This window comes from Candidatus Accumulibacter phosphatis, assembly GCF_000024165.1.
Taxonomy (GTDB): domain Bacteria; phylum Pseudomonadota; class Gammaproteobacteria; order Burkholderiales; family Rhodocyclaceae; genus Accumulibacter; species Accumulibacter phosphatis.
Map to the genome: position 1 here is coordinate 855,229 of NC_013194.1, position 26,382 is coordinate 881,610.

A 26,382-nucleotide genomic window follows, 5' to 3' on the forward strand; every position below is an offset into this window, starting at 1 on the left:
CGCGGCACGATGCGCATTCTCTTCCTGTGCCACGCCTTCAACAGCTTGAGTCAGCGCCTGTACAGCGAACTCGGTGCGCGCGGGCACCTGCTGTCCATCGAGTTCGACATTGCCGACGCGGTGAGCGAAGAAGCCGTTGCCTTGTTCCGGCCCGAGTTGATCATCGCGCCCTATCTGCGGCGGGCGATTCCCGCTGCGATCTGGCAGCAGCACACCTGCCTGATCGTGCATCCGGGGATCGTCGGCGATCGCGGTCCGTCGGCGCTCGACTGGGCGATTCAGGAAGGCGAGCCGACCTGGGGAGTCACTGTGCTGCAGGCGACCGGCGAGATGGATGGCGGGCCGATCTGGGCAAGCGAGACTTTCCCCATGCGTCAGGCGAAGAAATCGAGTCTCTACCGCCACGAGGTGAGCGAAGCCGCGACGCGTGCCGTACTGAAGGCCGTCGAGCGTTTCGCGGTGGGCGGCTTCGTGCCGACGCCGCTCGTTGCCGGCGATCCGTCGCTGCGCGGCCGCCAGCGGCCTTTGCTCAAACAGGCCGAGCGCGCCATCGACTGGCAGCGCGACGATACCGCGCACGTTCTTGCCAGGATCAACGCCGCTGACGGCTTCCCCGGTGTCGCCGATGAACTGTTCGGCGAGCCCTGCCACCTCTATGACGTTTGCCCGGAAGACACGCTGCGCGGCGGCGTTCCCGGCCAGGTGATCGCCTGGCGAGAGACGGCGATCCTGCGGGCGACGGTCGACGGTGCTGTGTGGATCGGGCACGTGCGGCGTCTCGATTCGACTCCTTCGCTCAAGCTGCCGGCGGCGCAGGTTTTTGCGGCGCCGTTGGCGACGATCCCGGAGGCGCCGCTTGGCGACGCGTTCGCGCCTGCCGGTCAGACCTGGCAGGACATCCGCTACGCAGAGGCCGGCGGGGTGGGTTTCCTGCATTTCGACTTCTACAACGGCGCGATGAGCACGCGTCAGTGTCGGCGCCTGCAAGCGGCCTACGACAGGGCGCGCCAGCGGCCGGTCAGCGTCATCGTCCTGATGGGTGGGCGCGACTTCTGGTCGAACGGCATCCACCTGCAGCAGATCGAAGCCGCCGACTCGCCGGCCGACGAGTCGTGGGCGAACATCAACGCCATCGACGATCTCGCCGAAGCGATCATCAGCAGCGACAGTCAGCTCACCATCGCCGCCTTGCAGGGCAATTGCGGTGCCGGTGGCTGCTTCCTGGCACGCGCGGCCGATTTCGTCTGGGCGCGTGCCGGCGTGCTGCTCAATCCGCATTACCGCAACATGGGCAACCTCTATGGCTCCGAGTACTGGACCTACCTGTTGCCGAAGCGGGTCGGTGCCGCGGCAGCGCAGGCGATCATGCGCAACCGTTTGCCGATGAACGTCGCTGCCGGCGTCGCGGCGGGTTTTCTCGACGCCTGCCTGGCCGCCGACGCCGACGCTTTCCGCATCGACGTCGCCCGCCGCGCCGCCGAACTGGCCGCTGCTCCCGACCTCGCCGTCCGGCTGCAGGTCAAGCGCGCCGGGCGTCTTGCCGATGAAGCGGCGAAGCCGCTGGCGAGCTATCGCCACGCCGAGCTCGTCGAACTGCAGCGAAATTTCTATGGTTTCGACCCGAGCTATCACGTTGCCCGTCACCATTTCGTGTACAAGACGCCGGCGTCGTGGACGCCGCGTCATCTGGCGATCCACCGTGATCTCGGCTGGACGGTGCCGCAATGAGCGCCAGCCCGAAGCCCAGACTGCCGACGGTGCTCGTCATCGACGACGAGATTCGTTCGCAGGAAGCCCTGCGGCGGACGCTCGAAGACGACTTCGACGTATTCACCGCGTCGACCGGCGAAGAGGCGCAGCGGATCATGGAGACCGAGTGGGTGCAGATCGTCGTCTGCGACCAGCGCATGCCGGGAATGACCGGCGTCGAGTTCCTCAAGACGGTGCGCAGTCAGTGGCCGGATACACTGCGCATCATCCTGTCCGGCTATACCGATGCCGAAGACATCATCGCCGGCGTGAACGAAGCCGGCATCTACCAGTATCTGATGAAGCCCTGGCAGCCCGAGCAGTTGCTGCTGACGCTGCAGACCGCGGCCAGGGTCTACCGCCTGCAGCAGGAGAACCAGCGCCTGTCGCTCGAGCTGCGCACCGCCGAACCGGTTCTCGCCCGGCGCGTCGAACTGAAAAGCGAGCGCGTCAAACGCGAGTTCGCACTCGACGGCATGGTGCGCACGCCGGTTAGCCCGCTCAATGCCGTTTGCGGGCTGGTCGAGAAGATCGCGCCCTTCGACCTGTCGGTGCTGATCAGCGGCGAATCGGGAACCGGCAAAGAAATGGTCGCGCGCGCCATTCATTACCGCAGCCGGCGTGCCGACAAGGCCTTCGTCATCGAGCACTGCGGCGCGCTGCCCGACCAGTTGCTCGAAGCCGAGTTGTTCGGCTACAAGCGCGGCGCCTTCACCGGCGCCTATGAAGACCGCAGCGGCCGCTTCCAGCAGGCCGACGGCGGAACGATCTTTCTCGACGAAATCGGCGACACCAGCTCGGTATTCCAGGTCAAGCTCCTGCGTGTGCTGCAGGAAGGCGAGTTCCGGCCGCTCGGCGCGACGCGGCCGCAGTCGGTCGATGTGCGGGTCGTCGCGGCGACGCATCACGACCTCGAGGCCGAGGTGCGCGCCGGCACCTTTCGCGAGGATCTCTACTACCGGCTGGCCACCGTGACCCTGCACGTGCCGGCGCTGCGCGAGCGGGCGATGGACATCCCGCTGCTCGCCGGCCGCCTGCTCGAGGCCAGCCAGAAAGTCCTCGGCAAGGCAGTCGACGGCTTCAGCACCGAAGCGCTCGCCTGCCTCGCCGCCTACCCCTGGCCGGGCAACGTGCGCGAGTTGCAAAACGAGATCCTGCGCATGCTGGCGCTTGCCGATTCGCCGCGCCTCGGTGCCGAGCTGCTGGCGCCGCGCATCCTGCGCACCCCGGCGGTCGATCAACAGCCGGACGACCTCCTCGACTGCATTGCCGTCGATGGCGGGCTCAAGGAGCGCATGGAAGCGCTCGAAGCGCGTGTGCTCAAGGAGACGATGATCCGCCATCGCTGGAACAAGTCGCGGGCAGCTACCGAACTGGGCTTGTCGCGCGTCGGCCTGCGCAACAAGCTGTTGCGTTACGGGCTGGAGCGGGCATGAAACTCATCTGGCTGCAGGCGGCGGGTTGCGGCGGCTGCACGCAATCGCTGCTCGGCGCCGAGAGCCGGGCCGGCGTTCTCGCGCAGTTCGCCGACGGCGGCATCGAACTCGTCCTGCATCCCGGCATGTCGGAAAGCACCGGCGACGAGACGCTGGATCTCCTGCGCGCGGCGGCCGACGGACGCCTGTCCTTCGACATCCTCTGCGTCGAAGGCGCGCTGCTGCGCGGGCCGAACGGAAGCGGGCGTTTTCAGATGCTGTCGGGCAGTGGCCGGCCGTTGATCGCGTGGGTCCGCGAACTGGCGGCACGCGCCGCCTACGTGCTCGCCATCGGCACGTGCAGCGCCTATGGCGGAATCGTTTCCGGCGGCGAGAACGTCACCGACGCCTGCGGACTGCAGTTCGACGGCGATCAGGAAGGCGGCCTGCTCGGCACCGATTTTCGTTCCGGCGCGGGCCTGCCGGTGATCAACGTCGCCGGCTGCCCGACGCATCCCGGCTGGATCGTCGACACGCTGCTCTCGCTGGCCCTCGGCGCCCTGAACGCGGCCGACCTCGACGCCTGGCAGCGACCGCGTTTCTACACCGAACAACTGGTCCATCACGGCTGCCCGAGGAACGAGTTCTACGAATTCAAGGCGAGCGCGCAGAAACTCTCCGACCTCGGCTGCCTGATGGAGAACATGGGCTGCAAGGGCACGCAGGCCAACGCTGATTGCAACCTGCGGCCGTGGCATGGCGTCGGCTCGTGCGTGCGCGGCGGCTTCGCCTGCATTTCCTGCACCGAGCCCGGTTTCGAGGAGCCCGGGCATCCGTTCATGGAGACGCCGAAGATCGCCGGCATCCCGACCGGCCTGCCGATCGACATGCCGAAGGCGTGGTTCGTCGCCCTCGCCGCGCTCTCCAAGTCGGCCACCCCGAAGCGCGTGCGCGAGAACTCACGTTCCGACCATCCGCTGATCGCGCCGGGAATCCGCAAGAGCGGCCCGAAGTGACGCGGCGCCTCACTATCGGTCCCTTCAATCGCGTCGAAGGCGACCTCGAAGTGACGCTCGACATCGCCGATGGTCGCGTCGCTTCGGCGCAGGTCAGCTCGTCGCTCTACCGCGGCTTCGAGCACATCCTGCTCGCCAAGCACCCGCTCGACGCGCTGGTCATCGTGCCGCGCATCTGCGGCATCTGTTCGGTGTCGCAGTCGGCCGCTGCCGCCACAGCGCTGGCTGCCGCGGCTGGCGTCGATATGCCGCCGAATGGCCGCCTGGCGAGCAATCTGATCCTCGCCTGCGAAAACCTGGCCGATCATCTGACGCATTTCTACCTCTTCTTCATGCCCGACTTCGCGCGTGCCGCCTACCGCGGCTGCTCCTGGCATGCCACGACCGAACGGCGTTTCCAGGCCACCGTCGGCGAGGCGTTGCGCGAGGTGCTGCCGGCGCGCGCCGACCTGCTGCGCCTGATGGGCTATCTCGCCGGCAAGTGGCCGCACAGTCTGGCGCTGCAGCCGGGCGGCACGACGCGCGCCGTGACGGCAACCGAGAAGGTGCGCCTGCTCGTCGTCTTGCGCGAGTTCCGCGCTTTCTTGAGCAGCACCGTCTTTGGCGACGCACTCGAGAACGTCGCCGCGATCGGCAGCGCCGACGAACTCGCCGCCTGGGCCGAGGGCAGGCCGGGCGATCTGCCGCGTTTCCTCGAAATCGCCGGCGATCTCGATCTCGCTCGCTGCGGACGCGCCAGCGACACCTTTCTGAGTTACGGAGCCTACGCCCATGGTGGTCGCGACGGCCAGCCGCTCTTTGCGCGCGGCGTCTGGCATGGCCAACGCCGGCCGTTCGAGGAACCGTTGATCCGCGAGGACGTGACGCATGCGTGGTTGCACGGCGACCGGCCGCTGCATCCGCGGCAAGGCGAAACGCGTCCGCTCACCGGCGAGTTTGCCGACAAGGCCAGCGCCTATACCTGGTGCAAGGCGCCGCGCTACGACGGACGCATCGTCGAGACCGGCGCCCTGGCTCGCCAGATGGTCGCCGGGCAGCCGCTCGTGCGCGCGCTGGTGGCGGCGGAAGGCGGCAGCGTTCTGGCGCGGGTCGTCGCCCGGCTGCTCGAACTCGCCCTGGTGGTGCCGGCGATGGAAGGCTGGGTACGCGCCCTGACACCGGGCGAAGCCTTCTGCCATGCCTGGCAGTTGCCCGATCAGGCGAGTGGCGTCGGCCTCGTCGAAGCCGCGCGCGGATCTCTCGGCCACTGGCTGCGCATCGAAGGCGGCAAGATCGCCGGCTACCAGATCATCGCCCCGACCACCTGGAACTTCTCGCCACGCGACGCGGCGGGAGTTCCCGGCGCGCTCGAGCAGGCGCTCGTCGGGCTGCCGGTGGGCGAGGACGAAAGGGTGCCGCTGGCCGTCCAGCACGTCGTGCGGTCGTTCGATCCGTGCATGGTGTGCACGGTGCACTGACCATAATCTGTGAGGACAACAGCGCGAGGGTCGGCAGACCGGTTCGCTGCTGGTACAGTAGATACAACGTCGACGCACGCTTGATTGATCTGAAGAAAACCGATGACATTGGCCGAAATGATCTACGAACGCAGCCAGCGACTCCCCGAACCCGCCGCACGCGAGGCGCTCGACTTCATCGAGTTCCTGGCGCAGCGCTACGGCGTGGCTCCCCAGGGAAAAGGGGAAGAACTGGCTCCAGCGCAGCGCGAAGCGCTCGAACGCTTGTCTGTCATTCGAGTCCCCTTCGGCGGCGCTAAGCCCATCCTGAGTCGGGACTCGTTCTACGACGACGTCAGGGCCTGAAATGGCGCCTTTTCTGGACAGCAAGTTGGTGCTCTATGCGCTTGGCGATGACGAACGCAAACGCGCTATTGCCTGCGCGCTGTTTACCAGGCAGCCGACGATTTCCACGCAGGTGATCAATGAGTGCCGAGGAGACTCTGGGTGGCACCTTGGCGATCGAAGACCATCACGAGCCGATGCAGGGTCGGGTCGGCGTCCACTTCGCCCGGTTACGACCGTCCCGGGACGATGTCCAGCAGCCGGGGGACGATGTCCTTTGAGCACGGTCTCGGCGAGCCCGTCATTGAGTGGCGGCGGCGCCACGAAGAAGGGGTGAACGAGGGCATCATTGGCCCAGTAGTCGGTGGTGCCCCGCGACACTTTGATGTGCCCGTTTCCCATCAGGCTGGCCAGCGCGAATCTTCGGTTGGCTCCGTCTCCTGTCGCTTGCGAAAAATCGTTGTTCTCGCCGACGAAATAGGTTTCCTGGCCGTCATTCTCCGGAATCGCCAATCCTTCTCCCACCTTCCGCGCACCATCAGGAAAACCCGGAAGCCACGACTGTCTCAACACCTTCGCACTCCTTGGCTACGTGAGGCGCCAGATCATGTCCAGAGCAAGCTGTCGCTCGGTGGAGGAAAAGGAGTCAAGTGTTGTCTCGAATTCCTGAATTCCACCTCCATACCCCGCCGAGATCCGGAAAGCTGAACTATCTGGCTGCGGTATCCGCAACCAGCGGGCCGCGCCAGCCAAGGTTGCGTGCCTGCGCAAGGACAAGCTCCATAAGTAGAGGGGCCGCTCCACGGCCATCCTGCACGGCGGACAACGGGTAATCTTCTGCGGTTCGCAGGAAGCCCTCTCTGTCGTTGGTGGCAAGACGGGCGCTGAGATCCGCAAGCAGCAGTATCTCCAGGGGAGGGCCCGCTAGTTCGGATCCCTCCGCTGCCAGGATGCCGCCGGCTCGCTTGGCAGTAGCTGGCCAATCACGCATGCTGAGCGCGTGGAGAAACGCCACCCACCTGCCCACACGTGTTCCTGGCTCGTTGCACGGAGAGGCTGAACCTATCCCTGACCACACGGCGTCGATCTCCCGAGAAGTCAGCGAAGGGTGCGTTCTTCGGGACAAGTCGAGGAGCGCGAAGATTTTGGCTGTTGCCATGCGTTCGCAATCATGCCCCTCACGGATCGTCGCCAGGCTCGACCAGAACGCCACGGGCAAGGATGCGGATGTACGTCCTTCGAGCAGGTAATCGCGGATCTGCTGCGCCACGTGTGCATTGTCAGAGTTGTCAAAAAAGGTGCTGGCGCCAACCGGACCCGGTTCGGGCTCCCGCCGAAGTTGTAGGGCTTCCAGTACAGGAACGGGATAGTCACCGAGATCAGCCAGCGGGAGGGCGTCCAGTTTGCTGAGAAAGCGATAGCGGGCTGCATTCTGATCGACAAAGGGAAAATAATCGGAGTTTTTCGGCACCCCACGTACGGCCAACATCGGTGACCACAACGCCTTGCTGCCGACCAGACGCAGGGCGATGTCGGCGCGGCCGGCGATGCCCAGACGGTCCAGTTCACTGCGGACGGCCGGTTCGTCGAGAAGTCGATAGTCAGGAGGCGCAATGGTTCCCGAAGGGCGAGCCACGACCAGCAGATCGAAATTGTCCGTGGCATATACGCGGTAGTCCGCAAAGACGCTGTCCAGTGCGCCCACTACGGAAGCCACGATGGGAATCGAGGTCTCATACATCTGCAGCCACTGGACGAACAATCCTTCGGATGATAGGTGGCGCGTGACGTGCCGGTAAAACTCTTCCGAGAACAGCGATGCAACGCCAGAAACCCAAGGATTGGAGGGCTCCGACACGATCAGGTCGTAGCGCACGCTGTGACTCGAGAAATGCGCTCTGGCGTCGTCGATGAAGATCTTGCTGCGCGGGTCGTTGAAGGCTCGCGGTACACGCGCCTCGAAACCAATGCGTGCCAACCTGACCATCTCCGGCTCGATCTCAATGGTGTCGACGCGCTGAACCTGCGGAAAGGCGAGCAGCATGTGCGTCGTCATTCCCGAACCGAAGCCGATGTTGGCCACCGTCCTGGCCTGTGGGGTGTGTAGCATGGGAATCACCGCTGCCATCGCCATCGTCATTTCGTCTGGCGACGGAGCACCTTGGCCGCTGACGTTGATTGTGGCATCCGTCTTGCCGTTGGTGGTGATCTCGACATGGCCTCTGCCGTCGCGAAGCAGGCCGATCGAGGCCGTCTTGCCGTCCTTCCAGTGCAGAATCTCGACGCCCTCTGGCACCGTGGCCGTGGCATGGCGAAAGACGCCGCCGGCCATCCGGTGCGCGTCGAACTCTACACTGGCCAGGCACGCAAGCCAGGCCAATGAAAAAGCGGTGAGCCAACCGTAGCGGCGCCGCGCCGTCGTCTTCGCGAACGCGCCGGCGATGAGATAGAGCCCGAGGGCGCCGTCCAGCAGCGTGCCGAAGAGTACCAGCCCCTTGAGACCGACGGCTGGCAGGACGAGGTGTACGGCAGTGATCACCCCGACGATCGCGCCCAGCGTGTTTGCGGCATAGACCTGGCCGATGGCGCGCTCGCCGCAGCGGCTGCGCCACAGAATCAGGGTCAGCAGCGGCAGAGTCATGCCGGCGCAGAACGTCGCCGGCAGCATTACAAGCATGGCGATCGCGTGCCCGGTCAGGGAGAACATCACGTAGCCGCTATCGGTGCGGCTCAGACCCTGCATCGCCGCCGCCATGATGTCGAACGAGTGGTTGTAAAAGGGCAGGGTGGCCAGCGCGAGACTCCCCATCACCAGTTGCACGATGCCCAGAAACAGCTTCGGATTCGGCAGCGTATCGATGCGTCTGCGAATCCACAGGCCGCCCAAGGCAAGGCCGAGAATGAAGGCGGCGAGCATCAGTTCGAACGAGTGCGTCGAGGCGCCCAGGACCATGCTGAGCATGCGGATCCACGCGATCTCATAGCAGAACGACGCAGCGCCGGTAATGGCGGCGGCCCAAAGTATCCAGCGCAGACCCTCGCCGTCGGCGACATCCTTCTGAATGCCCGGGGTGGCGATCGCTTCCTTCTCCCCGAACTTGACCAAGCCGAGCACGAGAAACGCGAGGCCGACGTTGATCGAGCCGGCAACGAGCAGGGTGCCCGGCAGGCCAACCGCCGAAATGAGCCAGAAACCCGACCACAACACGCCAATGACTGCCCCGATGCTGTTGGCAAAGTAGAGCAGCGATACCGTCCCACCGCTTGCCTTCTGGTCGAGGCGCAGAACGCCACCGCTGATCAGTGGGAAGGTGGCGCCGAGCAGCAGCGACTGCGGCAGGATCAGCAGCGTGGCGAGAGTCAACTTCGTCGCCATGCTTGCCGCACCGGGCTCCATCGCAGGTAGAACAGCGTCGAAGAGGAGACGGGTACTCGCCTCGAACAGGGGCTGAAAGACGATAGCGATTATGCCGATCGCGAGTTCGACGGCGGCGTAGGCCAGCAACAGGCTGCGCAAGCGCTGCGAGACGCGTGACGCCAGCCATGAGCCTACCGCCATGCCACCCATGAAGATGGCCAATACCAGTGTTTGTGCGAAGGCAGCGTGGCCAAGGATCAGCTTGACATAGTGGCTCCACACCGACTCGTAGATCAGTCCCGAAATACCCGAAAGGGCGAAGACGAGCGCGTAGATACGGACCATTGGGCTCTCTACCGGAACGTTTCAAGTGTCGAACGTCTTGCCGCCCGTAGCGCGCAGCAGCAAGGGTGTCTTGAAAAAAAAGCATCGGCAATCCAACGGTGCCAACGAGAGTATATGAGCCGCCACAAGGGGGCGTCAATCTTGCATTCTGCCGCACAAACCCCTGGAAAACGTTGCCCCTCCTGAGGCTTCGGCCTCGAAATGCCTGCGGTGACGATCCCCTCCGCCGAAGTAGATCACCTGGCCATACTTCTCCAGAATCGCCAATCCTTCCCCCATCTTCTGCGCACCATCAAGACAACCCGGGCAACAGTGAGAGCTTCTCGCTGACTACTTGCCGTATTGCATCACTCTGTGCATTCCTGACCCTGCTCTCGAAGTCCCCGCGTGTCGCGAGACTTTCGATCTGCCCTTCTTGCGATTGGCTATGGCAGGTCGGGCGGATGCTCTGGTCACGGGGGATCAGGATCTGCTCAGTGTTGGTGATTCGTTTGGCTGTCCCATCGTGACCGCCGAGCAATTCCTGATGCCGCTGGCGATCAAGTGATTCTCGAAATGCGTAGCGTCGCTGGTGCCGGGCATTACCTTTGGGCGGATTTCGTTGCACTGCAGCGGACGCTCGAAGACGGATTCGACGTGTCCTCTGCGTTCGGCGGCGACGAGGCGCAGCGGATCATGAAGACCGAGTGGGTGAAGAGAAGAGCCTTGTTTGCGACCAGCGCCTGCCGGCAATCCGCAAGAGCGGCCCGAAGTGACGCGGCGCCTCACGCTTTGACCCGCAGGCGATTGAGTCAGCTACAGGCTTTCCTACGCTACACCCGCAAGGCATGGGTTGAAGGCCCGACTAGACCCTGCTGGCGTATATGGTATGGCCTGGCGGCAGTTCGCCAGTGCGGCTCATTTCTGCCTGCCTGCGGGCGACGCCCGCGATGATGCTTGCATCGCAAGAGCGTGGCCGGGGACTCTGAGCTCGCTATCGCCTTGGCGCTGGGCCGGAGTTTCCTGTCGGATGTCGATCTGGCTTGACTTGGCTTGGCGGCATTACAGCTAGACACTGGCCGCTACTGTATTGGCAGTGTTGCTAGGCCGTCTGCAACTTGCGGATCTGTCTGTGGTGGGGCGTCAGAGACTCGAACTCTGGACCTACGGATTAAGAGTCCGCTGCTCTACCGACTGAGCTAACGCCCCAACGTGATGGCAAGTAATCAACAACAACAAGAAACGGCTTGTCTGCCGGGTTTGGTGGGTCGGGTGGGATTCGAACCCACGACCAATGGATTAAAAGTCCACTGCTCTACCGACTGAGCTACCAACCCGAAAAGCCGGCGGATTATAGGCAAGGGACTGATGCCTGTCAAGGAACGCCAACGCTCGCGACTGCTCTCCCTGCAACATTCCGGAGCTCTCACCAGCCAAATCGCAGTCGCCATCCCAGGGGCATGACGTGGGATCGACTCGACGCGCGGCCGAGGCGCATGCGGTGGCCGGTTTTCGTCGTCGGGAGCCGACAGCTGCCGAGCGCATGATGGGTATCCCCCAAAAAAAGGGGGCGCCGCAAGGGCGCCCCAAGGGGAGAGTTCAGATGGGCCGGGCGGGCTCAGTAGTGGTAAGCCGATTCGCCGTGCGAGGTGATGTCCAGGCCTTCGCGCTCTTCTTCTTCCGGGACCCGTAGGCCGATGACCATGTCGACTAGTTTGAAAGCCACCAGTGAGACGACGCCAGACCAGACGATCACGGTGCCGACGCCCCACAACTGGCTGATTACCTGCGTGGCCATGTCGAAGTCGCCGACCTTGTTGGTGACGTAGTCATAGACGCCAGTACCGCCCAGGGCCGGATCGACGAACACACCGGTCAGGATCGCACCGAGAATTCCGCCGACGCCATGCACACCAAAGACGTCCAGCGAATCGTCTGCACCAATCAGCCGCTTGAGGCCATTGACGCCCCACAGGCAGATGACGCCGGCCAGCAGGCCGATGGCGATGGCGCCCATGACACCGACGAAGCCGGCGGCCGGAGTGATCGCCACGAGGCCGGCTACCGCACCCGAAGCAGCGCCGAGCATCGAGGGCTTGCCCTTGAGCATCCATTCAGCCAGCATCCAGGACATCGTCGCGCAGGCGGTGGCCACCCAGGTATTGACCATTGCCAGAGCCGCACCACCACTCGCTTCGAGTGCCGAGCCGGCGTTGAAACCGAACCAGCCGAACCAGAGCAGCGAAGCACCGATCATCGTGAAGGTCAGGCTGTGCGGAGCCATTGACTCGCGGCCGTAGCCAATCCGCTTGCCGATGACGAGCGCGCCGACCAGACCGGCCATGGCGGCGTTGATATGCACCACGGTACCGCCCGCGAAGTCGAGAGCGCCTTTCTGGAACAGGAAGCCGGCGGTCTTGCCTGCCGCATCGCCGGCGGCGGCATCGATGTAGGCGTCGGGACCCGCCCAGTACCACACCATGTGCGCCATCGGCAGGTAGGAGAGGCTAAACCAGATCACCATGAAGATCAGGATCGCGGCAAACTTCGCGCGTTCGGCGAAGGCACCGACGATCAGTCCGCAGGTGATTGCCGCGAAGGCTCCCTGGAAGATGACGTAGGCCAGTTCGGAGATCACCACGCCCTTGGAGAAGGTGGCGGCGACCGAGTCGACCGTGATCCCTTTCAGGAAGACCTTGTCGAGCACCCCGAAGAAGGCGCCGCCCTCGGTAAACGCTACCGAGTAGCCGTAGACCACCCAGAGCACGCTGATCAGCGAGAAAGTGACGAAGACCTGCATCAGCACCGAGAGCATGTTCTTGGTGCGCACCAGGCCACCGTAGAAGAGCGCCAGCCCAGGGATCGACATGAGGATGACGAGCGCTGCGCTGACCATCACCCAGGCGTTGTCGCCCTTGTTGGCGACAGGTGCCGGTGCAGCCGCGGGGGCGGCAGGGTCGGCGCTCGGTGCGCCAGCTGCTGGCGCGGCAGCGGGTGCCGCAACCGCGGTGGTCGTTGCGGCGGCGGCCGGCTTGTCTTCAGCCCAGGCCGGAGCGCCGAAGCTTACGGCGCCAAGCAGGGCGAGGATGGCAAATAGGTGTTTCATGATTGGCTCCTCACAGGGCATCCTCACCGGTTTCACCGGTGCGGATGCGGACGACTTGTTCAATGGACGAGATGAAGATCTTGCCGTCGCCGATCTTGCCGGTACTGGCAGATTTTTCGATCGCTTCGATCACCTGGTCGAGAATGTCGTTCTTGATCGCCGCTTCGACTTTCACTTTCGGCAGGAAGTCGACGACATACTCGGCGCCGCGATACAACTCGGTATGGCCCTTCTGGCGGCCGAAGCCCTTGACTTCGGTGACCGTGATGCCCTGCACACCGATCGCCGACAAGGCTTCTCGTACTTCGTCAAGCTTGAATGGCTTGATGATGGCGGTAACCAGTTTCATTTTGTACTCCATATTCAGGGGAGGACCTTCCCTCCCCGGTTGAACGAATGATTGCCTAGAAGGTGCGGCTGACCGAAAGCACGGCTATGGCACGACCGGCGTCCTTGGTGTGTGAGCCGAAGGTGATGACCCCATGGTTGTCGGAGTTCGAGTTGGTGAAGCAATACGGTTGGTAGGTGGACGCCCCGGAGCAATTGCCGGAGGCGTTGGTGTCGACGTAGGAGAGTGCCACCAGCCACCCGCTCAGGTCCTTGGTTACCCCGAGTTTCCAGTCGGTGTAATCGCCGTTATGAACGTTCTTCAGGTTCAGCCTGCCGACGTGAGCGTTGATACCCCAGCCGTCGCCAAGGTCGTAGTTGGCGGACAGGTCCAGGTATTGGCTGCCATGGGTGTTCTTGCCCGTGGACACGCCAGCGCTATCGACGCCGCGCAGCGAGAAGTAGTCGTCGACCGAGTAGAAGTACTTCAGAGACAGGAACTTCCAGGAGCCGCCGATGTACAACTCCTTGTTGTTAACGGCCCCGGAGTTGGCGCCGATCCCGAGACCGCTGGCGTCAGAACCGGGGTAGTAGTAGTAGATCGCGCCGACGTCGATTCCGAAATCGCCGAATGTCGCCTTGTAGCCCCCGTAGAAGTCCATTTCGAGGTTGCCGTCCGGGAAGCCGGCGCCGGAACTGACGTTCGAGTTCCAGTTGCCGACGTAGAAGCCGCTGGCATGCGCGTAGTCGAAGCCGCCCTGCAGGGCAGGCTTGCCGAAAGTCTGGTCGATGCCGCGGAAGCGGTAGCTGCTGAAAAGTCCGAGATTGCCAGTCAGCGGTGCCGTGGTGGTGGCGGCTACAGGTGCCGCGTCGGCCTGCCCGGGGTCGGGAGTCTGGGCGATGGCCGGCGCCGCGAGGGCTGCCGACAGCGTCGTGGCAAGAGCGAGTTTCTTCATGGTGAAATCCTCAAGCAGGGAAAGAAAAGGATGCTGGCTACTTCCTAGCACTTTCCATGCCAGAAATGTTTTTTTGATAAATCCGTTGCTTGTCGCTCGTCGGCTTCCCCGGCCGCACTATGTCGCACTGCGTTAGCGCGGCGACGGGGATTTTTGCACCGCTGTGGTGCGTGACCTGCCGGGGGGCAGGCCTATGCTAAACTCGGCTTCCTGCCAACCCTTTCGCCGACCGGTGGATACGATGCTCGACCCCAGAATCCTTGAAGACCTCGGTGCCCGCCTGAGCGGCCTCCTGGCTGCCAGTCCGGCGGCCGACATCGAGAAGAACGCCCGTGTCCTGCTCGCCAGCGTCTTTGCCAAGCTGGATCTGGTGACGCGCGAGGAGTTCGATATCCAGACACAGGTCCTGCAGCGCACCCGAGAAAAGCTGAAGGCGCTGGAGGCGCGCCTCGACCGGTTGGAAAACCCGCCCGACCGGCCGGCCTGACCCGCGCAGGCCGGCCGCTGGTCAAGAGTGCCCCGCGCCTTCAACGGTTGCCCAGGGGGTGGCGGCGCCACTCTTGGAAGCAGGGTGCGGCCGGATTCGCCGACGACAGGGCGGCGCACGGCGCCTATGGCCGGTCGTCCCGCGCCATGTCACTCGCAGTAGCAGGCGCCCCTTTTCACGTGCAGTTTGTCTAGACTGCGGTTTTCCAAGGCTCCTTGCCATGCCGCTCGCCATTGTTCACAGTCGTGGTCTGGATGGACTCTTCGCTCCGGAGGTGGCTGTCGAGGTGCATCTGGCTGGCGGTCTGCCGAGTGTCACGCTGGTCGGGCTACCCGATACCGAAGTCAAGGAAGCGCGCGATCGGGTCAGGGCGGCGCTGCAGAACTCGGGTTTCGACTTCCCGAGCAAGCGCATCACGGTCAACCTCGCGCCGGCCGACCTGCCGAAGGAGTCCGGTCGCTTCGACCTGCCGATCGCGCTGGGCATCCTCGCGGCTTCGGGCCAGATCCCGACGTCGGCACTCGCCGGCTACGAGTTCGCTGGTGAGCTGTCGCTCTCGGGGGAACTGCGGCCGATTCGCGGCGCGCTCGCCATGGTTCTCGCCGCCGGCAGCCGCGGGCGCAGCTTTGTCCTGCCGTCAAGCAGCGCCCGCGAGGCCGCCCTGGCCGGGACGGTGCGGGTGCTCACGGCTGACAACCTGCTCGAGGTCTGCGCACATCTGATCGGGCAGGGCCAACTCAGCGAATGCCTGGCCGTCGTCGAGCTTGCCGACGAGGACGCGGACTATCCCGATCTCGCCGACGTGCGGGGTCAGGTGCAGGCCAAGCGCGCACTCGAGATCGCCGCCGCGGGTGGGCATTCGATCCTCCTCGTCGGCCCGCCGGGTACCGGCAAGTCCATGCTCGCCAGCCGGCTGCCCGGCTTGCTGCCGCCGATGACCGAGGCGGCGGCGCTCGAATCGGCGGCCGTGCTGTCCCTGGCCGGGCAGTTCCGGCCCGATCGCTTTCGCCGCCATCCCTACCGGGCGCCGCACCATACGGCGTCGTCGGCGGCGCTGGTCGGCGGCGGCAGCATCCCGAGCCCGGGCGAGATCTCGCTCGCCCATCAGGGTGTTCTTTTCCTCGACGAGATTCCCGAGTTCGACCGCCGCGTACTGGAAGCACTGCGCGAGCCGTTGGACTCAGGGCGCATTCACATTTCGCGCGCCGCGCGTCAGGCCGAGTTTCCGGCCCAGTTCCAGCTCGTCGCGGCGATGAACCCCTGTCCTTGCGGTTATCACGGCGATTCGCGCGGCCGTTGCCGGTGTACGCCGGATCAGGTGCTGCGTTATCGTCGCCGGCTCTCCGGCCCACTGCTCGACCGTATCGACCTGCAGATCGAAGTCCCGGCGCTGCCCGCCGAAGTCTTGCAGCAGGCGCCCGATGGCGAAGCCTCGGCGAGCGTTCGCGCGCGTGTTGCGCAAGCCCGGGAGAGGCAGATCAGACGACAGGGGAAAGCCAATGCGCGGCTGACGGCGAAGGAGATTGACCAGTACTGTCAGCCCGCGGCGGCAGCGGCGGCGCTGCTGAAACACGCGATCAGCCGCTTCGAGCTATCGGCGCGAGCTTTCCACCGCCTGCTCAAGGTGGCGCGGACAATTTCCGATCTGGCCGGGAGCGACACCATCGAGGCGCAGCACGTGGCTGAAGCCGTGCAGTACCGCCGCTTCGCGAAGGATTGATGTGGCCGATTCGCAGCTCTCGCCGGCGCCGCGCGGGATTGCCTTCATGCTGGCCGCGCTGGCGGCCCTCGGTCCTTTCTCGATCGATACCTACCTGCCGTCGTTTCACGACATCGGCGCGTCGCTGCACGCCACGCCCCTGCAAGTCCAGCAGACGCTGACCGCGTACCTGTTGCCGTTCGCGCTGATGACGCTGTGGCATGGCGCGATCTCGGATGCCTTGGGCCGGCGGCGGGTGATTCTCGTCACGGTCGCCCTGTTTGCGCTGGCCTCGGCCGGCTGCATGCTGGCGACACGCATCGAACACCTCTGGTTGCTGCGGGCGCTGCAGGGGATGACCGGCGGTGCCGGTATCGTCATCAGCCGGGCGATCGTTCGCGACTTGTACGATGGGCCACCGGCACAGCGCCTGATTTCGCAGATCACCATGATGTTCGCCGTGGCCCCGGCGGTGGCGCCCGTGCTCGGCGGCTGGTTGCAGGCCTGGTTCGGCTGGCGCTCGGTGTTTGCCTTCCTGGCGCTGAGCAGCGCTGCCCTGTGGCTGGCCTCCTGGTATCTGCTCCCGGAAACGCTGCCACGGCATCGGCGCCAGTCGCTGCACGCCGGCTATCTGGTCCGCAGCTACTGGCAGGTACTCACTTCGCGGCCGTTCCTGCTGGTTTGTGGTGCACTGGCGTTCAATTTCGCCGCCTTCTTCATCTATGTGCTCTCGGCCCCGGTCTTCTTGATGCACCACCTGGGCGTTGCGGCGACCGGTTTCCTGTGGCTGTTCGGCCCGGCGATGGGCGGCCTGATGATCGGCGCCTGGTTGTCGGGCCGCTGCGCCGGCAAGTTGTCGCTGCCGCGCACGATCGCCGCCGGCTACCTGGTGATGGGTCTCGCCGTCGTGCTCAATATTGGCCTCAATCTGGCCTGGCCGCCAGCGCTGCCGTGGAGCGTGCTGCCGATCTTCGTATTCACGCTCGGCATGTCGCTGGCCATGCCCTGCCTGACCCTGCAGGCGCTCGATCTGTTTCCCGAAAAGCGTGGCCTGGCGGCTTCCTGCCAGGGCTTCCTGCAGGCCGGATTCAACGCTTTCGCGGCCGCCTTGATCGCCCCCGCGCTCTGGGGATCGACGCTCTCTCTGGCGTTGGGCATGGGCGGCCTGCTGCTGCTGGGTATCTTCGCCACGCTGATTCATCAACGGCGAAGCGTTTGCTGCCTCATCCGGTCTGCCTGCCACCGGTTTCCCTGGCAAACGGCAGCAGGCACAGCGAGACGACGATGCAGGCGGCCATCAGGCTGAAGGCCGCCTGATACGCGCCGGCGTCGTAGAGGCGCGCACCCGCCGCCGTGGCTCCCCGCCAGTGGCGGTCGAGAAGCCAGCCGACAGCGGGTTGCAGCAGCATGCCGCCGAGTAGCGGCCCCATGTTGCAGATGCCGGCGGCGGTGCCCACCAGACGCGTGGGTACCGACTCCTTGGCGAAAGCAAAGCCGATGATCAGGTTGCCCGAGAACAGGCCGGTAAACAGCAGGGCGACGATCAACAGCCAGAGCGGTAGCGGCGCGAAGATGATCAGCAACCATCCGGCGAGCGCCGCGGCGGTCGTCCACACGTAGAGCGGCCGGCGACGGCCGAGACGTTCGGAGAGCGTGCCGAGCAGTGGCCCGCCGATGGCCCAGGCGATCAGCAGCAGCGAGGTGATCGCCGCCGCGCTCCGCGTCTCCAGACCGTGCACCTGGCGCAGATAGGGAACACCCCACAGTCCGGCGAACGTGAGAACGGCGCCGGCAACGCCAATCGGCGCGATCAGGAGGATCCAGATGTTCCGGTAAGAAAGGACCTCGGCCATTCCGCGCAGGATCGACCCGTGCTGCCCGCCAGCCGACGCTGCCGGCGCATGGCTGGCGTGGGCCAGATCGCGCGGGTCATCACGGACGCGCAGCCAGATGGCCAGCGAGAGCAGGCCGGTGACGGCCGCCGAGACGCCCATCACCGGACGCCAGCCCCAGGTTTCGATCAGCATTCGTAGCGGCACGCCGGCAATCACGCCGCCAACGACGCCAAAGGTCAGCGCCATTCCGGACGCCAGGGCGAACTGCCGTGCGGCGAACCAGTGTGTGGCGAGCTTGAGCATCGACACGAAGGCAACGGCGACCGACGCGCCGATCAGCAAGCGTCCGGCGCTGGCCCACCAGAAGTCGGGCGAGCACGCGAAAATTGCCGTGCCGATGGCGGCCACCGCCGCACCCGCGGTCAACAGGCGGCGCGGTCCCCAGCGATCGGCGAGTATTCCGGTCGGGATCTGCATGGCCACGTAGGAATAGAAGTAGAACGCCGAGAGATTGCCGAGTTCGCTGGCGCCGATGGCGAACTCCTGCATCAGGCGGTCTGTCATCACCGCCGGGGCGACGCGCTGGTAGAAGCCGATCAGGTACAGCAGAGCCGCCAGCCCCCACACACTCCACGCGACGGCGGCCGGCGGGTGGCCGTGCTCGCTCGCGTTCACTGCCGTTTCCCGTCTGTACCAGCGATGTTGCGGCCGCCGGCACGCCAGCGGTCAGTTCTCGGGCGGTACCCGGGGCCACGCCGCCCGGGCAGCGGCGCCGTCGGCAGATGGCGGGTGCATCCGGGGGATTCGCGCGCGCTCACGGAACTCCTTCGCCTGCGTTCGTCTATACTCGCGGCTTGGCGCCAGCGATTCTAGCCGGTGTGAGTGGAGCACGGAAAGACATGTTCGGGAAACTCCTTGCAGGTTTGCTACTGACCGGTGCGCTCGCCCTCGTCGTGTCCGCCTGCGACGTCGACAAGCTGAGCCGTCTCAGACCCGGCAGTTCCAGCGCCGACGAGGTGCGGCAGGTGATGGGCAAGCCGAACCTCGAGTGGCGCGACGAGGATGGTACGCGCATCTGGGAGTATCCGCGCACCCCCGAGGGAATGGTCAACTACATGCTCGTCATTGGCCCCGATCAGGTCCTGCGCGAGGTGCGGCAAGTGCTGACCGAGGAGAATTTCAGCAAAGTCAGGCCCGGCATGCGCATGGATGATGTCCGCTACCTGCTCGGCCAGCCGGCTCATCAGGTGCGTTTTCCGCTGAACCAGGAAACCGTCTGGGACTGGAAGACGAAGGTCGAGCCGGGAATGGAGTGGTACTTCAATGTCCATTTCAGTGACCGCGGTGTGGTGACCAGGACGAGTACCAACTTCGTCCCCAAGGGCTGAGAGGCATGCGCTGCCGGGGGCGACCGGTGACTGCCGCCGGGTGGTGGCTCGCGCGGGCCGCCGCCGCCCAGGCCGCGGCTCGCCAATCGCTTCGCCGCTCGCTTCGCCGCTCGCGCTACGACGTCCTGGAGCTGTCATGCATGGCCTGCACCTGATCGCCGAACTCTACGACTGCCGCTGCGAGGCGCGCTTCCTGGATGACGTGGCGACGCTGCAGGAAACCTGCCTGGCGGTGTGTTCGACCCCAGGGTTGACGCCCGTTGCGCAGGCCTTTCACCAGTTCGGCAGTGCGCGGGAACCGGCTGGCGCGACCGGCGCCGTGATCCTGGCCGAGTCGCATCTGGCTGTTCACACCTGGCCCGAAGTGCGGGCGGTAACGCTCGATCTTTACGTGTGCAACTTCAGCCAGGACAACAGTGCCGCAGCGCGTCTTGCCTGCGACCGACTGATCCGCGCCTTTGCGCCGTGCCGCGTGGTCCAGCGCGAGTTGGCTCGCGGTGTTCCGGACGCGGTCGCCGCTCCGGGGCGGGTCGGCGGAAGTGAATAGGCGAGGCGGCGAAGGGTATACTCGCGGTTTTCGATCAACAGCAACGTCAGGGGGCTGCGTGGAATCGCTTCGTATCACGCTCGAGCAATCCGAGATTCCGACGCATTGGTACAACGTCGTCGCCGACATGCCCAATCCGCCCCTGCCGCCGCTGGGCCCGGACCACCAACCGGTGTCGCCGGAGCAGATGGGAGCGATCTTTCCGCCGGCCATTCTCGAGCAGGAAATGTCGGCCGAGCGCTGGATCCCGATCCCGCAGCCGGTACGTGAGATTTATCGACTGTGGCGTCCGTCGCCACTGATTCGCGCCCGCCGCCTTGAGGAAGCGCTGGCGACCCCGGCCCGGATCTACTACAAGTACGAAGGCGTTTCGCCTGCTGGTTCGCACAAGCCAAACACCGCCGTACCGCAGGCTTTCTACAACCAGCAGGCGGGAATCAAGCGCATCACCACCGAAACCGGCGCCGGGCAGTGGGGCTGCTCGATGGCTTTTGCCGGCCAGATGTTCGGTCTCGAAGTGCGCGTCTACATGGTCAAGATCAGCTACCAGCAGAAGCCTTTCAGGCGTTCGATGATGCAGACCTGGGGCGCCGAAGTGTTCGCCAGTCCATCGGCCATGACGCAGACCGGACGCGATCTGCTGGCGAAGGATCCCGAGAATCAAGGTTCATTGGGCATCGCGATTTCCGAGGCCGTCGAGGAGGCGGCGTCACGGGCGGACACCAGTTACGCTCTCGGTTCGGTGCTCAATCACGTGGCGCTGCATCAGACGATCATCGGTCAGGAAGCGAGGAAGCAGTTCGAGAAGGCTGGTGACTGGCCGGATGTCGTTTTCGCCCCCTGCGGTGGCGGCTCGTCGTTCGCTGGTGTGGCGTTCCCCTTCATCGCCGACAATGCGGCGGGAGGGCGCAAGGGCAAGCCGACGCGGCTGGTCGCCGTCGAGCCGAGTTCTTGTCCGACGCTCACCAAGGGTTGCTACGCCTATGACTTCGGCGATGCTTCCGGCTTTACGCCGCTGATGAAGATGTATACCCTCGGCCACGACTTCATGCCCCCTGGCATCCACGCCGGCGGCCTGCGCTATCACGGGGATTCGCCGCTGGTTTCGCAGCTCTACCACGAGGGCCTGCTCGAAGCGGTTGCCGTGACGCAGCTGGCCACCTTCGAAGCCGGCGTGATGTTCGCCCGTGCTGAAGGCATCATCCCGGCGCCCGAGTCCAACCATGCGATCCGGGCGGCAATCGACGAGGCCCAGCGCTGCCGGCAGAGCGGCGAGGCGAGGACGATCTTCTTCAATCTTACAGGCCACGGACACTTCGACATGGCCGCCTACGACCGCTATTTTGCCGGTGAGCTCGAGGATTTCGAGTATCCGGCCGAGGCCATCCGGGCTTCGCTGGAACATCTGCCGAAGATCGGGTGAGCATGTTGCTGCGTCTCGCCGTCTTTCTTCTTGTCCTCGCCAACCTGCTGCTGTTCGCGTGGACGCAGGGCTACCTCGGCAGGTCCGGCAACCCCGACGCCCAGCGCGTCGCGCAGCAGGTGCTCCCGGAGCAGTTGCGCATCGTCTCGCGCGGGGAGCCGGCACGCGCGCCGAGTACGAAAGACGACAGCGACAAGACGGTCGACAAGAGGAACGGCAACGGCGAATTCTGTCAGGTGTGGAGTGATCTGGCGAACGCCGATGCCGATCAGGTCGAGCGACTGCTCGGCGAACAGTTTGCGGCCTTCAAGGCGAGCCGGCGGACGACGGCCGAGATCAGCGGCTACTGGGTTTTCGTTCCTCCGCTTGCCAGCAAGGACGAAGCGAGCCGGAAGGCGGCCGAACTGGAGCAACTGGGGGTCCAGGAGTTCTTCGTCGTGACCGGCGGCGGGCCCAACCAACTGGCCATCTCACTGGGGACCTACCGGAGCGAGGCAGCCGCCAACACCCGACTGGAAGCGCTGCGTGCGAAAGGGGTCAAGTCTGCTCGGGTTGGCGAGCGCAAGGGCAAACCGGTCAATGCGCTCGAAATCCGTGGCCCGGAGGCGCAGGCCGAAGCGCTGCGTCAGGCCATAGTCGCTCTCCTGCCGAAGGCTTCCAGCCCGAGCGCCTGCAAGGTGCGAAGCGAGCCCGCACCATGACTTTCGTTGTCGGTTTGACCGGCGGTATCGGCAGCGGCAAGAGTACGGTCGCCGAGCTTTTCGCGCAGCGAGGAGCCGCGCTGGTCGATACGGACGTCATCGCTCATGCGCTGACCGGGGCGCAAGGTGGTGCCATGCGGGAATTGGCGGCGGCTTTCGGCGACGGTGTGCTGCGTGCTGACGGAGGCCTCGACCGGGCAGCCATGCGGCGCCTGGCTTTCGCCGACCCCGCGGTAAGAGCCCGGCTCGAGGCCATCCTGCATCCGCTGATCAGGGCGCAGAGCGAGGTCGCCTGTGCGGCTGCCGTGGCGGCACCGTATGTGCTGCTGATCGTCCCATTGCTGGTCGAATCGGCCGACTATCGCCGGCGGGCTGATCGGGTGCTCGTTGTCGACTGCGACGAGGCGGTGCAGATTGCTCGCGTGATGGCGCGCAGCGGGCTTGCCGCCGAAGAGGTCGAGGCGATCATGGCGACACAGGCTTCGCGGGCACAGCGCCAGGCAGCCGCCGATGATCTGGTTTTCAATGACGGAGAAATGGCCGCGCTGGCTGCACAGGTGGATGGCCTGCATGAGAAATACCTTGATCTGGCCAGGAGCAAACTTCATGCTGCCCGTTGAGGTTTTGCTGCAAATGCTTCAGAATCATCGGAAATCCCCGTATCCGACGCTGGCGGCTGTGTGATCACCTACGAATATCCTTTCAACGAACGCATACGCACGCTGTTGCGGCTCGAGGACTTGTTCCAGAAGAGCGGCAACTTCATGCAGGGAGACGGCTCACAGGAACACCACGTGGTGTTGCTGACCCTGTTCGAGATCCTTGACGTGGCGGGGCGCGCCGACCTGAAGATGGATCTGATTCAGGAACTCGAACGGCAGCGGCAAAGCCTTCTGGTTTTTCGCAACAACCCGGACATCTCCGAGGAAGCGCTCTCCGGCGCCCTCTACGAGATCGAGCATGCCTCCGCGGCACTTCTCGGGATGACCGGCAAGATCGGCCAGCACCTCCGCGACAACGACTGGCTGATGAGCATCAAGAGTCGCGCGAGCATTCCCGGGGGAGTCTGCGAGTTCGATCTGCCTTCGTATCACTACTGGCGCCATCAGGCCCCCGGTGTGCGGCGAGAAGCCTTGCTCGGCTGGCTGCAGCCGCTGCTGCCGCTGCGTGACGCGCTGACCATCGTCCTTCGCCTGTTGCGTGCCAGTGGTCGTCCGGAGCATCACATCGCCACCGGCGGCGCTTTTCAGCTGATGCTGGGCGCCAGCAGTTCGCAGATGGTACGTATCTCGCTGCGCCTGCACGATCCTTTCATCCCCGAAATCAGCGCCAACAAGTATGCGCTGAACATTCGTTTCACCCGCCCGGACAGCGATCATCGGCCGCGACATTGTGACAACGACGTCGAGTTCGACATGCTGTTCTGCAACCTGTAGGCCGCTTCCGTTTCGTCGCCAGGATCGCGATGACCGGTCCGCTTTGACGTCACGCGGCTTGACGTGGTCTGTTTTGCCCGCGGCTGAGTTTGGGGCTCGCGGTGGTGGCCCCCCTCGTCGGTACACTCCATCCGCATTTGCACCAGCCTGCTCAACTCCCAAGACGACTCGCGCGATGTTCCGAACACTCAATCAGCCGGCTCTATGGACGGTAACTCTGGCGGCGGCCGGCATCCTGATGGTGACCATGGGTGCCCGGCAATCGCTCGGGCTCTTCGTCTCGCCGCTCAATACCGCCACCGGTCTGGGCGTCGCGTCGATCAGCCTGGCTCTGGCCGTCGGGCAATTCGCCTGGGGAGCCGTCCAGCCTCTGGCTGGCGCGGCGGCTGACCGCTACGGGCCGGGGCGGGTGCTGCTGGGCGGGCTGCTGCTGCTCGCTCTGGGCAGTGCGATCACCCCGTTGATGAGCAGCACCTGGGGTCTGGTCGTGTCGCTCGGGCTACTCTCGGCGATCGGTTCGGGAGCCGGCAGCTTCTCGGTACTGATCGGCGCTTCGAGCCAACGCCTGCCGCTCGAAGCACGCGGTGCCGCCTCCGGCGTCATCAACGCCGGTGGGTCGTTCGGTCAGTTCGTCTTCGCGCCGATCCTGCAGGCGCTGATTCAGTCGATTGGCTGGATGGGTGCGATGTGGTCGCTGGCGTTGATGACCCTGGCGGCCGTGCCGCTGGTGCCGGCGGTGTCGAAGCCGCTCGCCGATCCTCCCCGGCGCGCCAGTGGCGAGGCAGGCCTCTGGCGGAGCGTTCAGGAGGCAATGGCGGACCGCAGCTACCAGTTCCTGAATCTGGGGTTCTTCACCTGTGGTTTCCACATCGCTTTTCTGGTTACCCATTTGCCGGGCGAGGTCGCGCTCTGCGGTTTGCCATCCGCCGTCGCCAGTTGGGCGCTGGCGATCATCGGCCTGTCCAACATCGTCGGCAGCCTCTATGCCGGTTCCTGCGTCGCCCGCTATCGCAGCAAGATCGTCCTGTTCTGGATGTACGCTTCGCGCGCGCTGATGATTGCACTGTACCTGGCAGCGCCGAAGACCGACCTGACTTTCTACGTCTTCGCGGCCGGGCTGGGCTTCACCTGGCTGGCCACCGTGCCACCAACTGCCGCCATCGTTGGCAAGCTGTTCGGTGTGCGCTATCTGGGCACGCTGTTCGGCATGAGCCTGCTGTCGCATCAGATCGGTGGCTTCTTCGGCGCGTATCTGGGTGGCATTGCGCTCACCGAGTTCGGCGACTATGCCTGGATGTGGTACGCCGACATCGTTCTGGCGGCAGGCGCGGCGCTCTGCAACCTGCCGATCCGGGAGGCCGCGCTGACCAGGCCGGCGACCTGACGATTGCCTGGCATGTCCCAGCACCTGAACCCTCTCGGACAACCGGTTGGTGAGTCGCTTGCCGACTGGCAGGTGCCGCCGCATCCGCCTGGTCAGATTCTGGAGGGTCGTCTGGCCCGTCTCGAGCCACTCGTGGCTCGGCATGCCGCCAGCCTGTATGCGGCGCATGCTCTGGATGCTGACAACCGGAACTGGACCTACCTGCCCTATGGTCCGTTCGACACCTTCGACAGCTACTGCGCGTGGATCGACAGGCACTGTCGCGGCCGCGACCCGTTGTTCTACGCGATTGTCGAGCGGACCTCCGACGCGGCGGTCGGGGTTGCCAGCTACTTGCGGGTCGCGCCGGCAAGTGGCTCGATCGAGGTTGGCCACATCAATTTCTCGCCACGTCTGCAGCAGACGCCGGCCGCGACCGAGGCCATGTATCTGCTGATGAAGCACGCTTTCGAACTCGGCTATCGACGTTACGAGTGGAAGTGCGATGCGCTCAATGCGCCGTCGCGTGCGGCGGCGCTGCGTCTGGGCCTGTCGTTCGAGGGTATCTTCCGGCAGGCGACGGTGGTCAAGGGACGCAATCGGGATACCGCCTGGTATGCGGCAATCGATCGGGAGTGGCCGCTTCTCGACGCTGCCTTCGCGCGCTGGCTCGATCCGGCGAATTTCGACGCCGCCGAAAAGCAACGCGTCGCGCTCTCGGCACTGACCCGGTTATCCCTTCAAGGCGGCGCGCTGCTGCCGGTAGGCTAAAAGAAAACAGGCCCGGTCGTCGTCGCTCCACACCTGGGTGTGGCGCATCAACTGGTCGAGGTCATGTGCGCCGACGCGCTCACGGCTGAGGCCCAGGCGCAGTTTCTCCAGGTCGATGAAGCGGACATCGGCTTCCTGGTAATCCGGCCCGGCCGCGGGCGAGCGACGGACAAACAGATGCTTGCCGTAGAGGCAGCTGTGTTGCAGGCGGTGATGATGCAGGCGCGCACAGGCCAGGGCCACTGCCCTGATCAGCGAGCGCCGCTGCGAGGGGTCGCCGCGGTCGGCCGCGGCATCCCATTCGTCAAGGCTGATCGAGTCATCGAGCGCGCGCGTGACGAGAATCGCACGCCACTTTCCGGCGGCTAGCCGGTCGCCATAATAGAGCGCCTCGACGGCGCCGATCGCGTGCTCCTGCAGGCGCCGGATGTTCAGGTACTCGCGATAGAAGGTCGGGATGCCGCGTAACGGATGCCGCCACGTTCGGCACAGGTGGTTCTCCTGCCGTTTCAGGAAGATGGCCGTGCCATCTGCCAGTACATGGCGGCTGACGCCGCTCCAGCCACCGCGTCGCTCGTTTGGGGCTTCATGCCAGTCGGTGTCGAGTGACCACAGCGCCGCGAAATCGGCGAGACCGCTGGCGGCTAGCTGCGCGCGCGCGGCCGCATTCGGGAAGATGTCGCGAACTGTCACCGGCGCC

Annotated in this window: 22 protein-coding genes and 2 tRNA genes; 16 read left to right on the plus strand and 8 right to left on the minus strand. The window is 64.9% G+C overall.

The features are described 5' to 3' along the window. Positions 1–9 precede the first annotated feature (9 nt). The 5 genes from CAP2UW1_RS03685 to CAP2UW1_RS03705 all read left to right on the plus strand — a co-directional run bounded on the left by CAP2UW1_RS03685 (position 10) and on the right by CAP2UW1_RS03705 (position 5,982). Positions 10–1,728: a hydrogenase maturation protein gene (locus CAP2UW1_RS03685; RefSeq protein ID WP_015765330.1), complete on the plus strand. Its 1,719-nt coding sequence runs from the start codon at positions 10–12 to the stop codon at positions 1,726–1,728. Continuing rightward, a complete protein-coding gene (locus tag CAP2UW1_RS03690; protein ID WP_015765331.1) occupies positions 1,725–3,185 on the plus strand; it encodes a sigma-54-dependent transcriptional regulator in 1,461 nt (486 codons plus the stop codon). Before CAP2UW1_RS03685 ends, CAP2UW1_RS03690 begins: the two co-directional genes overlap by 4 nt. Continuing rightward, positions 3,182–4,180, plus strand: coding sequence for an NADH-quinone oxidoreductase subunit B family protein (locus CAP2UW1_RS03695; protein ID WP_015765332.1), 999 nt, complete (start codon positions 3,182–3,184; stop codon positions 4,178–4,180). Before CAP2UW1_RS03690 ends, CAP2UW1_RS03695 begins: the two co-directional genes overlap by 4 nt. Continuing rightward, a complete protein-coding gene (locus CAP2UW1_RS03700; protein ID WP_015765333.1) occupies positions 4,177–5,637 on the plus strand; it encodes a nickel-dependent hydrogenase large subunit in 1,461 nt (486 codons plus the stop codon). Before CAP2UW1_RS03695 ends, CAP2UW1_RS03700 begins: the two co-directional genes overlap by 4 nt. Before the next feature lie 102 nt (positions 5,638–5,739). After that, positions 5,740–5,982 (plus strand): DUF2281 domain-containing protein, encoded by a 243-nt coding sequence (locus tag CAP2UW1_RS03705; protein ID WP_015765334.1) that lies wholly within the window; start codon positions 5,740–5,742, stop codon positions 5,980–5,982. Between the two features lie 688 nt (positions 5,983–6,670). Here CAP2UW1_RS03705 and CAP2UW1_RS03710 read toward each other — a convergent pair. The 6 genes from CAP2UW1_RS03710 to CAP2UW1_RS03740 form a co-directional block, all read right to left on the minus strand. Beyond that, on the minus strand, positions 6,671–9,664 hold the full coding sequence (locus CAP2UW1_RS03710; protein WP_015765336.1) for a fused MFS/spermidine synthase: 2,994 nt from the start codon (positions 9,662–9,664) through the stop codon (positions 6,671–6,673). 1,112 nt (positions 9,665–10,776) lie between these two features. Then, positions 10,777–10,852 (minus strand) — tRNA-Lys (locus tag CAP2UW1_RS03720). Between the two features lie 52 nt (positions 10,853–10,904). Next, a tRNA-Lys gene (locus CAP2UW1_RS03725) sits at positions 10,905–10,980 on the minus strand. Between the two features lie 281 nt (positions 10,981–11,261). Beyond that, positions 11,262–12,749, minus strand: a complete 1,488-nt coding sequence (locus CAP2UW1_RS03730; protein ID WP_015765337.1) for an ammonium transporter — start codon at positions 12,747–12,749, stop codon at positions 11,262–11,264. A gap of 10 nt (positions 12,750–12,759) precedes the next feature. Beyond that, on the minus strand, positions 12,760–13,098 hold the full coding sequence (gene glnK, locus CAP2UW1_RS03735) for a P-II family nitrogen regulator (RefSeq protein ID WP_015765338.1): 339 nt from the start codon (positions 13,096–13,098) through the stop codon (positions 12,760–12,762). 55 nt (positions 13,099–13,153) lie between these two features. Then, positions 13,154–14,032: a TorF family putative porin gene (locus CAP2UW1_RS03740; RefSeq protein WP_015765339.1), complete on the minus strand. Its 879-nt coding sequence runs from the start codon at positions 14,030–14,032 to the stop codon at positions 13,154–13,156. Between the two features lie 241 nt (positions 14,033–14,273). Here CAP2UW1_RS03740 and CAP2UW1_RS03745 point away from each other — a divergent pair, with 241 nt between their 5' ends. The 3 genes from CAP2UW1_RS03745 (at position 14,274) to CAP2UW1_RS03755 (ending at position 17,524) form a co-directional block, all read left to right on the plus strand. Beyond that, positions 14,274–14,519, plus strand: a complete 246-nt coding sequence (locus tag CAP2UW1_RS03745) for an accessory factor UbiK family protein (protein WP_015765340.1) — start codon at positions 14,274–14,276, stop codon at positions 14,517–14,519. Between the two features lie 220 nt (positions 14,520–14,739). Beyond that, on the plus strand, positions 14,740–16,239 hold the full coding sequence (locus tag CAP2UW1_RS03750) for a YifB family Mg chelatase-like AAA ATPase (RefSeq protein WP_015765341.1): 1,500 nt from the start codon (positions 14,740–14,742) through the stop codon (positions 16,237–16,239). A 1-nt stretch (position 16,240) separates the two neighbouring features. Beyond that, positions 16,241–17,524, plus strand: coding sequence for a multidrug effflux MFS transporter (locus CAP2UW1_RS03755; protein ID WP_015765342.1), 1,284 nt, complete (start codon positions 16,241–16,243; stop codon positions 17,522–17,524). Here CAP2UW1_RS03755 and CAP2UW1_RS03760 read toward each other — a convergent pair. Beyond that, positions 17,442–18,728 (minus strand): MFS transporter, encoded by a 1,287-nt coding sequence (locus CAP2UW1_RS03760; protein ID WP_015765343.1) that lies wholly within the window; start codon positions 18,726–18,728, stop codon positions 17,442–17,444. The two genes, CAP2UW1_RS03755 and CAP2UW1_RS03760, sit on opposite strands and share 83 nt — an antisense overlap. Positions 18,729–18,952: 224 nt before the next feature. On the opposite strand from CAP2UW1_RS03760, the gene bamE reads away from it, so the two are divergent. From bamE to CAP2UW1_RS03800, 8 genes are all read left to right on the plus strand, one after another. Next, positions 18,953–19,441: an outer membrane protein assembly factor BamE domain-containing protein gene (gene bamE, locus CAP2UW1_RS03765; RefSeq protein WP_015765344.1), complete on the plus strand. Its 489-nt coding sequence runs from the start codon at positions 18,953–18,955 to the stop codon at positions 19,439–19,441. A gap of 136 nt (positions 19,442–19,577) precedes the next feature. Further along, positions 19,578–19,988, plus strand: a complete 411-nt coding sequence (gene speD / locus CAP2UW1_RS03770; protein ID WP_015765345.1) for an adenosylmethionine decarboxylase — start codon at positions 19,578–19,580, stop codon at positions 19,986–19,988. A gap of 58 nt (positions 19,989–20,046) precedes the next feature. Continuing rightward, a complete protein-coding gene (locus CAP2UW1_RS03775; RefSeq protein ID WP_015765346.1) occupies positions 20,047–21,411 on the plus strand; it encodes a TrpB-like pyridoxal phosphate-dependent enzyme in 1,365 nt (454 codons plus the stop codon). A 2-nt stretch (positions 21,412–21,413) separates the two neighbouring features. Further along, entirely contained in the window at positions 21,414–22,112 is a 699-nt protein-coding gene (locus tag CAP2UW1_RS03780; protein WP_015765347.1) for an SPOR domain-containing protein, read from the plus strand. Then, entirely contained in the window at positions 22,109–22,732 is a 624-nt protein-coding gene (gene coaE, locus CAP2UW1_RS03785; RefSeq protein ID WP_015765348.1) for a dephospho-CoA kinase, read from the plus strand. The genes CAP2UW1_RS03780 and coaE overlap by 4 nt, the downstream gene beginning before the upstream one ends. Before the next feature lie 60 nt (positions 22,733–22,792). After that, a complete protein-coding gene (gene zapD, locus CAP2UW1_RS03790) occupies positions 22,793–23,548 on the plus strand; it encodes a cell division protein ZapD (protein ID WP_015765349.1) in 756 nt (251 codons plus the stop codon). 175 nt (positions 23,549–23,723) lie between these two features. Beyond that, entirely contained in the window at positions 23,724–24,932 is a 1,209-nt protein-coding gene (locus CAP2UW1_RS03795) for an MFS transporter (protein WP_015765350.1), read from the plus strand. 12 nt (positions 24,933–24,944) lie between these two features. After that, on the plus strand, positions 24,945–25,682 hold the full coding sequence (locus CAP2UW1_RS03800; protein ID WP_015765351.1) for a GNAT family N-acetyltransferase: 738 nt from the start codon (positions 24,945–24,947) through the stop codon (positions 25,680–25,682). Here the strand turns inward: CAP2UW1_RS03800 and CAP2UW1_RS03805 are convergent. Beyond that, positions 25,644–26,375, minus strand: a complete 732-nt coding sequence (locus CAP2UW1_RS03805) for a lipopolysaccharide kinase InaA family protein (protein WP_015765352.1) — start codon at positions 26,373–26,375, stop codon at positions 25,644–25,646. The genes CAP2UW1_RS03800 and CAP2UW1_RS03805 overlap by 39 nt on opposite strands. Positions 26,376–26,382: the final 7 nt, after the last annotated feature.

Bases quoted from the DNA above. Each gene is read 5' to 3' on its own strand.
- CAP2UW1_RS03685 (WP_015765330.1), top strand. From the start codon at position 10: ATGCGCATTCTCTTCCTGTGCCACGCCTTCAACAGCTTGAGTCAGCGC.
- CAP2UW1_RS03690 (WP_015765331.1), top strand. From the start codon at position 1,725: ATGAGCGCCAGCCCGAAGCCCAGACTGCCGACGGTGCTCGTCATCGAC.
- CAP2UW1_RS03695 (WP_015765332.1), top strand. From the start codon at position 3,182: ATGAAACTCATCTGGCTGCAGGCGGCGGGTTGCGGCGGCTGCACGCAA.
- CAP2UW1_RS03705 (WP_015765334.1), top strand. From the start codon at position 5,740: ATGACATTGGCCGAAATGATCTACGAACGCAGCCAGCGACTCCCCGAA.
- CAP2UW1_RS03710 (WP_015765336.1), bottom strand. From the start codon at position 9,664: ATGGTCCGTATCTACGCGCTCGTCTTCGCCCTTTCGGGTATTTCGGGA.
- CAP2UW1_RS03730 (WP_015765337.1), bottom strand. From the start codon at position 12,749: ATGAAACACCTATTTGCCATCCTCGCCCTGCTTGGCGCCGTAAGCTTC.
- glnK (WP_015765338.1), bottom strand. From the start codon at position 13,098: ATGAAACTGGTTACCGCCATCATCAAGCCATTCAAGCTTGACGAAGTA.
- CAP2UW1_RS03740 (WP_015765339.1), bottom strand. From the start codon at position 14,032: ATGAAGAAACTCGCTCTTGCCACGACGCTGTCGGCAGCCCTCGCGGCG.
- CAP2UW1_RS03745 (WP_015765340.1), top strand. From the start codon at position 14,274: ATGCTCGACCCCAGAATCCTTGAAGACCTCGGTGCCCGCCTGAGCGGC.
- CAP2UW1_RS03750 (WP_015765341.1), top strand. From the start codon at position 14,740: ATGCCGCTCGCCATTGTTCACAGTCGTGGTCTGGATGGACTCTTCGCT.
- bamE (WP_015765344.1), top strand. From the start codon at position 18,953: ATGTTCGGGAAACTCCTTGCAGGTTTGCTACTGACCGGTGCGCTCGCC.
- speD (WP_015765345.1), top strand. From the start codon at position 19,578: ATGCATGGCCTGCACCTGATCGCCGAACTCTACGACTGCCGCTGCGAG.
- CAP2UW1_RS03780 (WP_015765347.1), top strand. From the start codon at position 21,414: ATGTTGCTGCGTCTCGCCGTCTTTCTTCTTGTCCTCGCCAACCTGCTG.
- coaE (WP_015765348.1), top strand. From the start codon at position 22,109: ATGACTTTCGTTGTCGGTTTGACCGGCGGTATCGGCAGCGGCAAGAGT.
- CAP2UW1_RS03795 (WP_015765350.1), top strand. From the start codon at position 23,724: ATGTTCCGAACACTCAATCAGCCGGCTCTATGGACGGTAACTCTGGCG.
- CAP2UW1_RS03800 (WP_015765351.1), top strand. From the start codon at position 24,945: ATGTCCCAGCACCTGAACCCTCTCGGACAACCGGTTGGTGAGTCGCTT.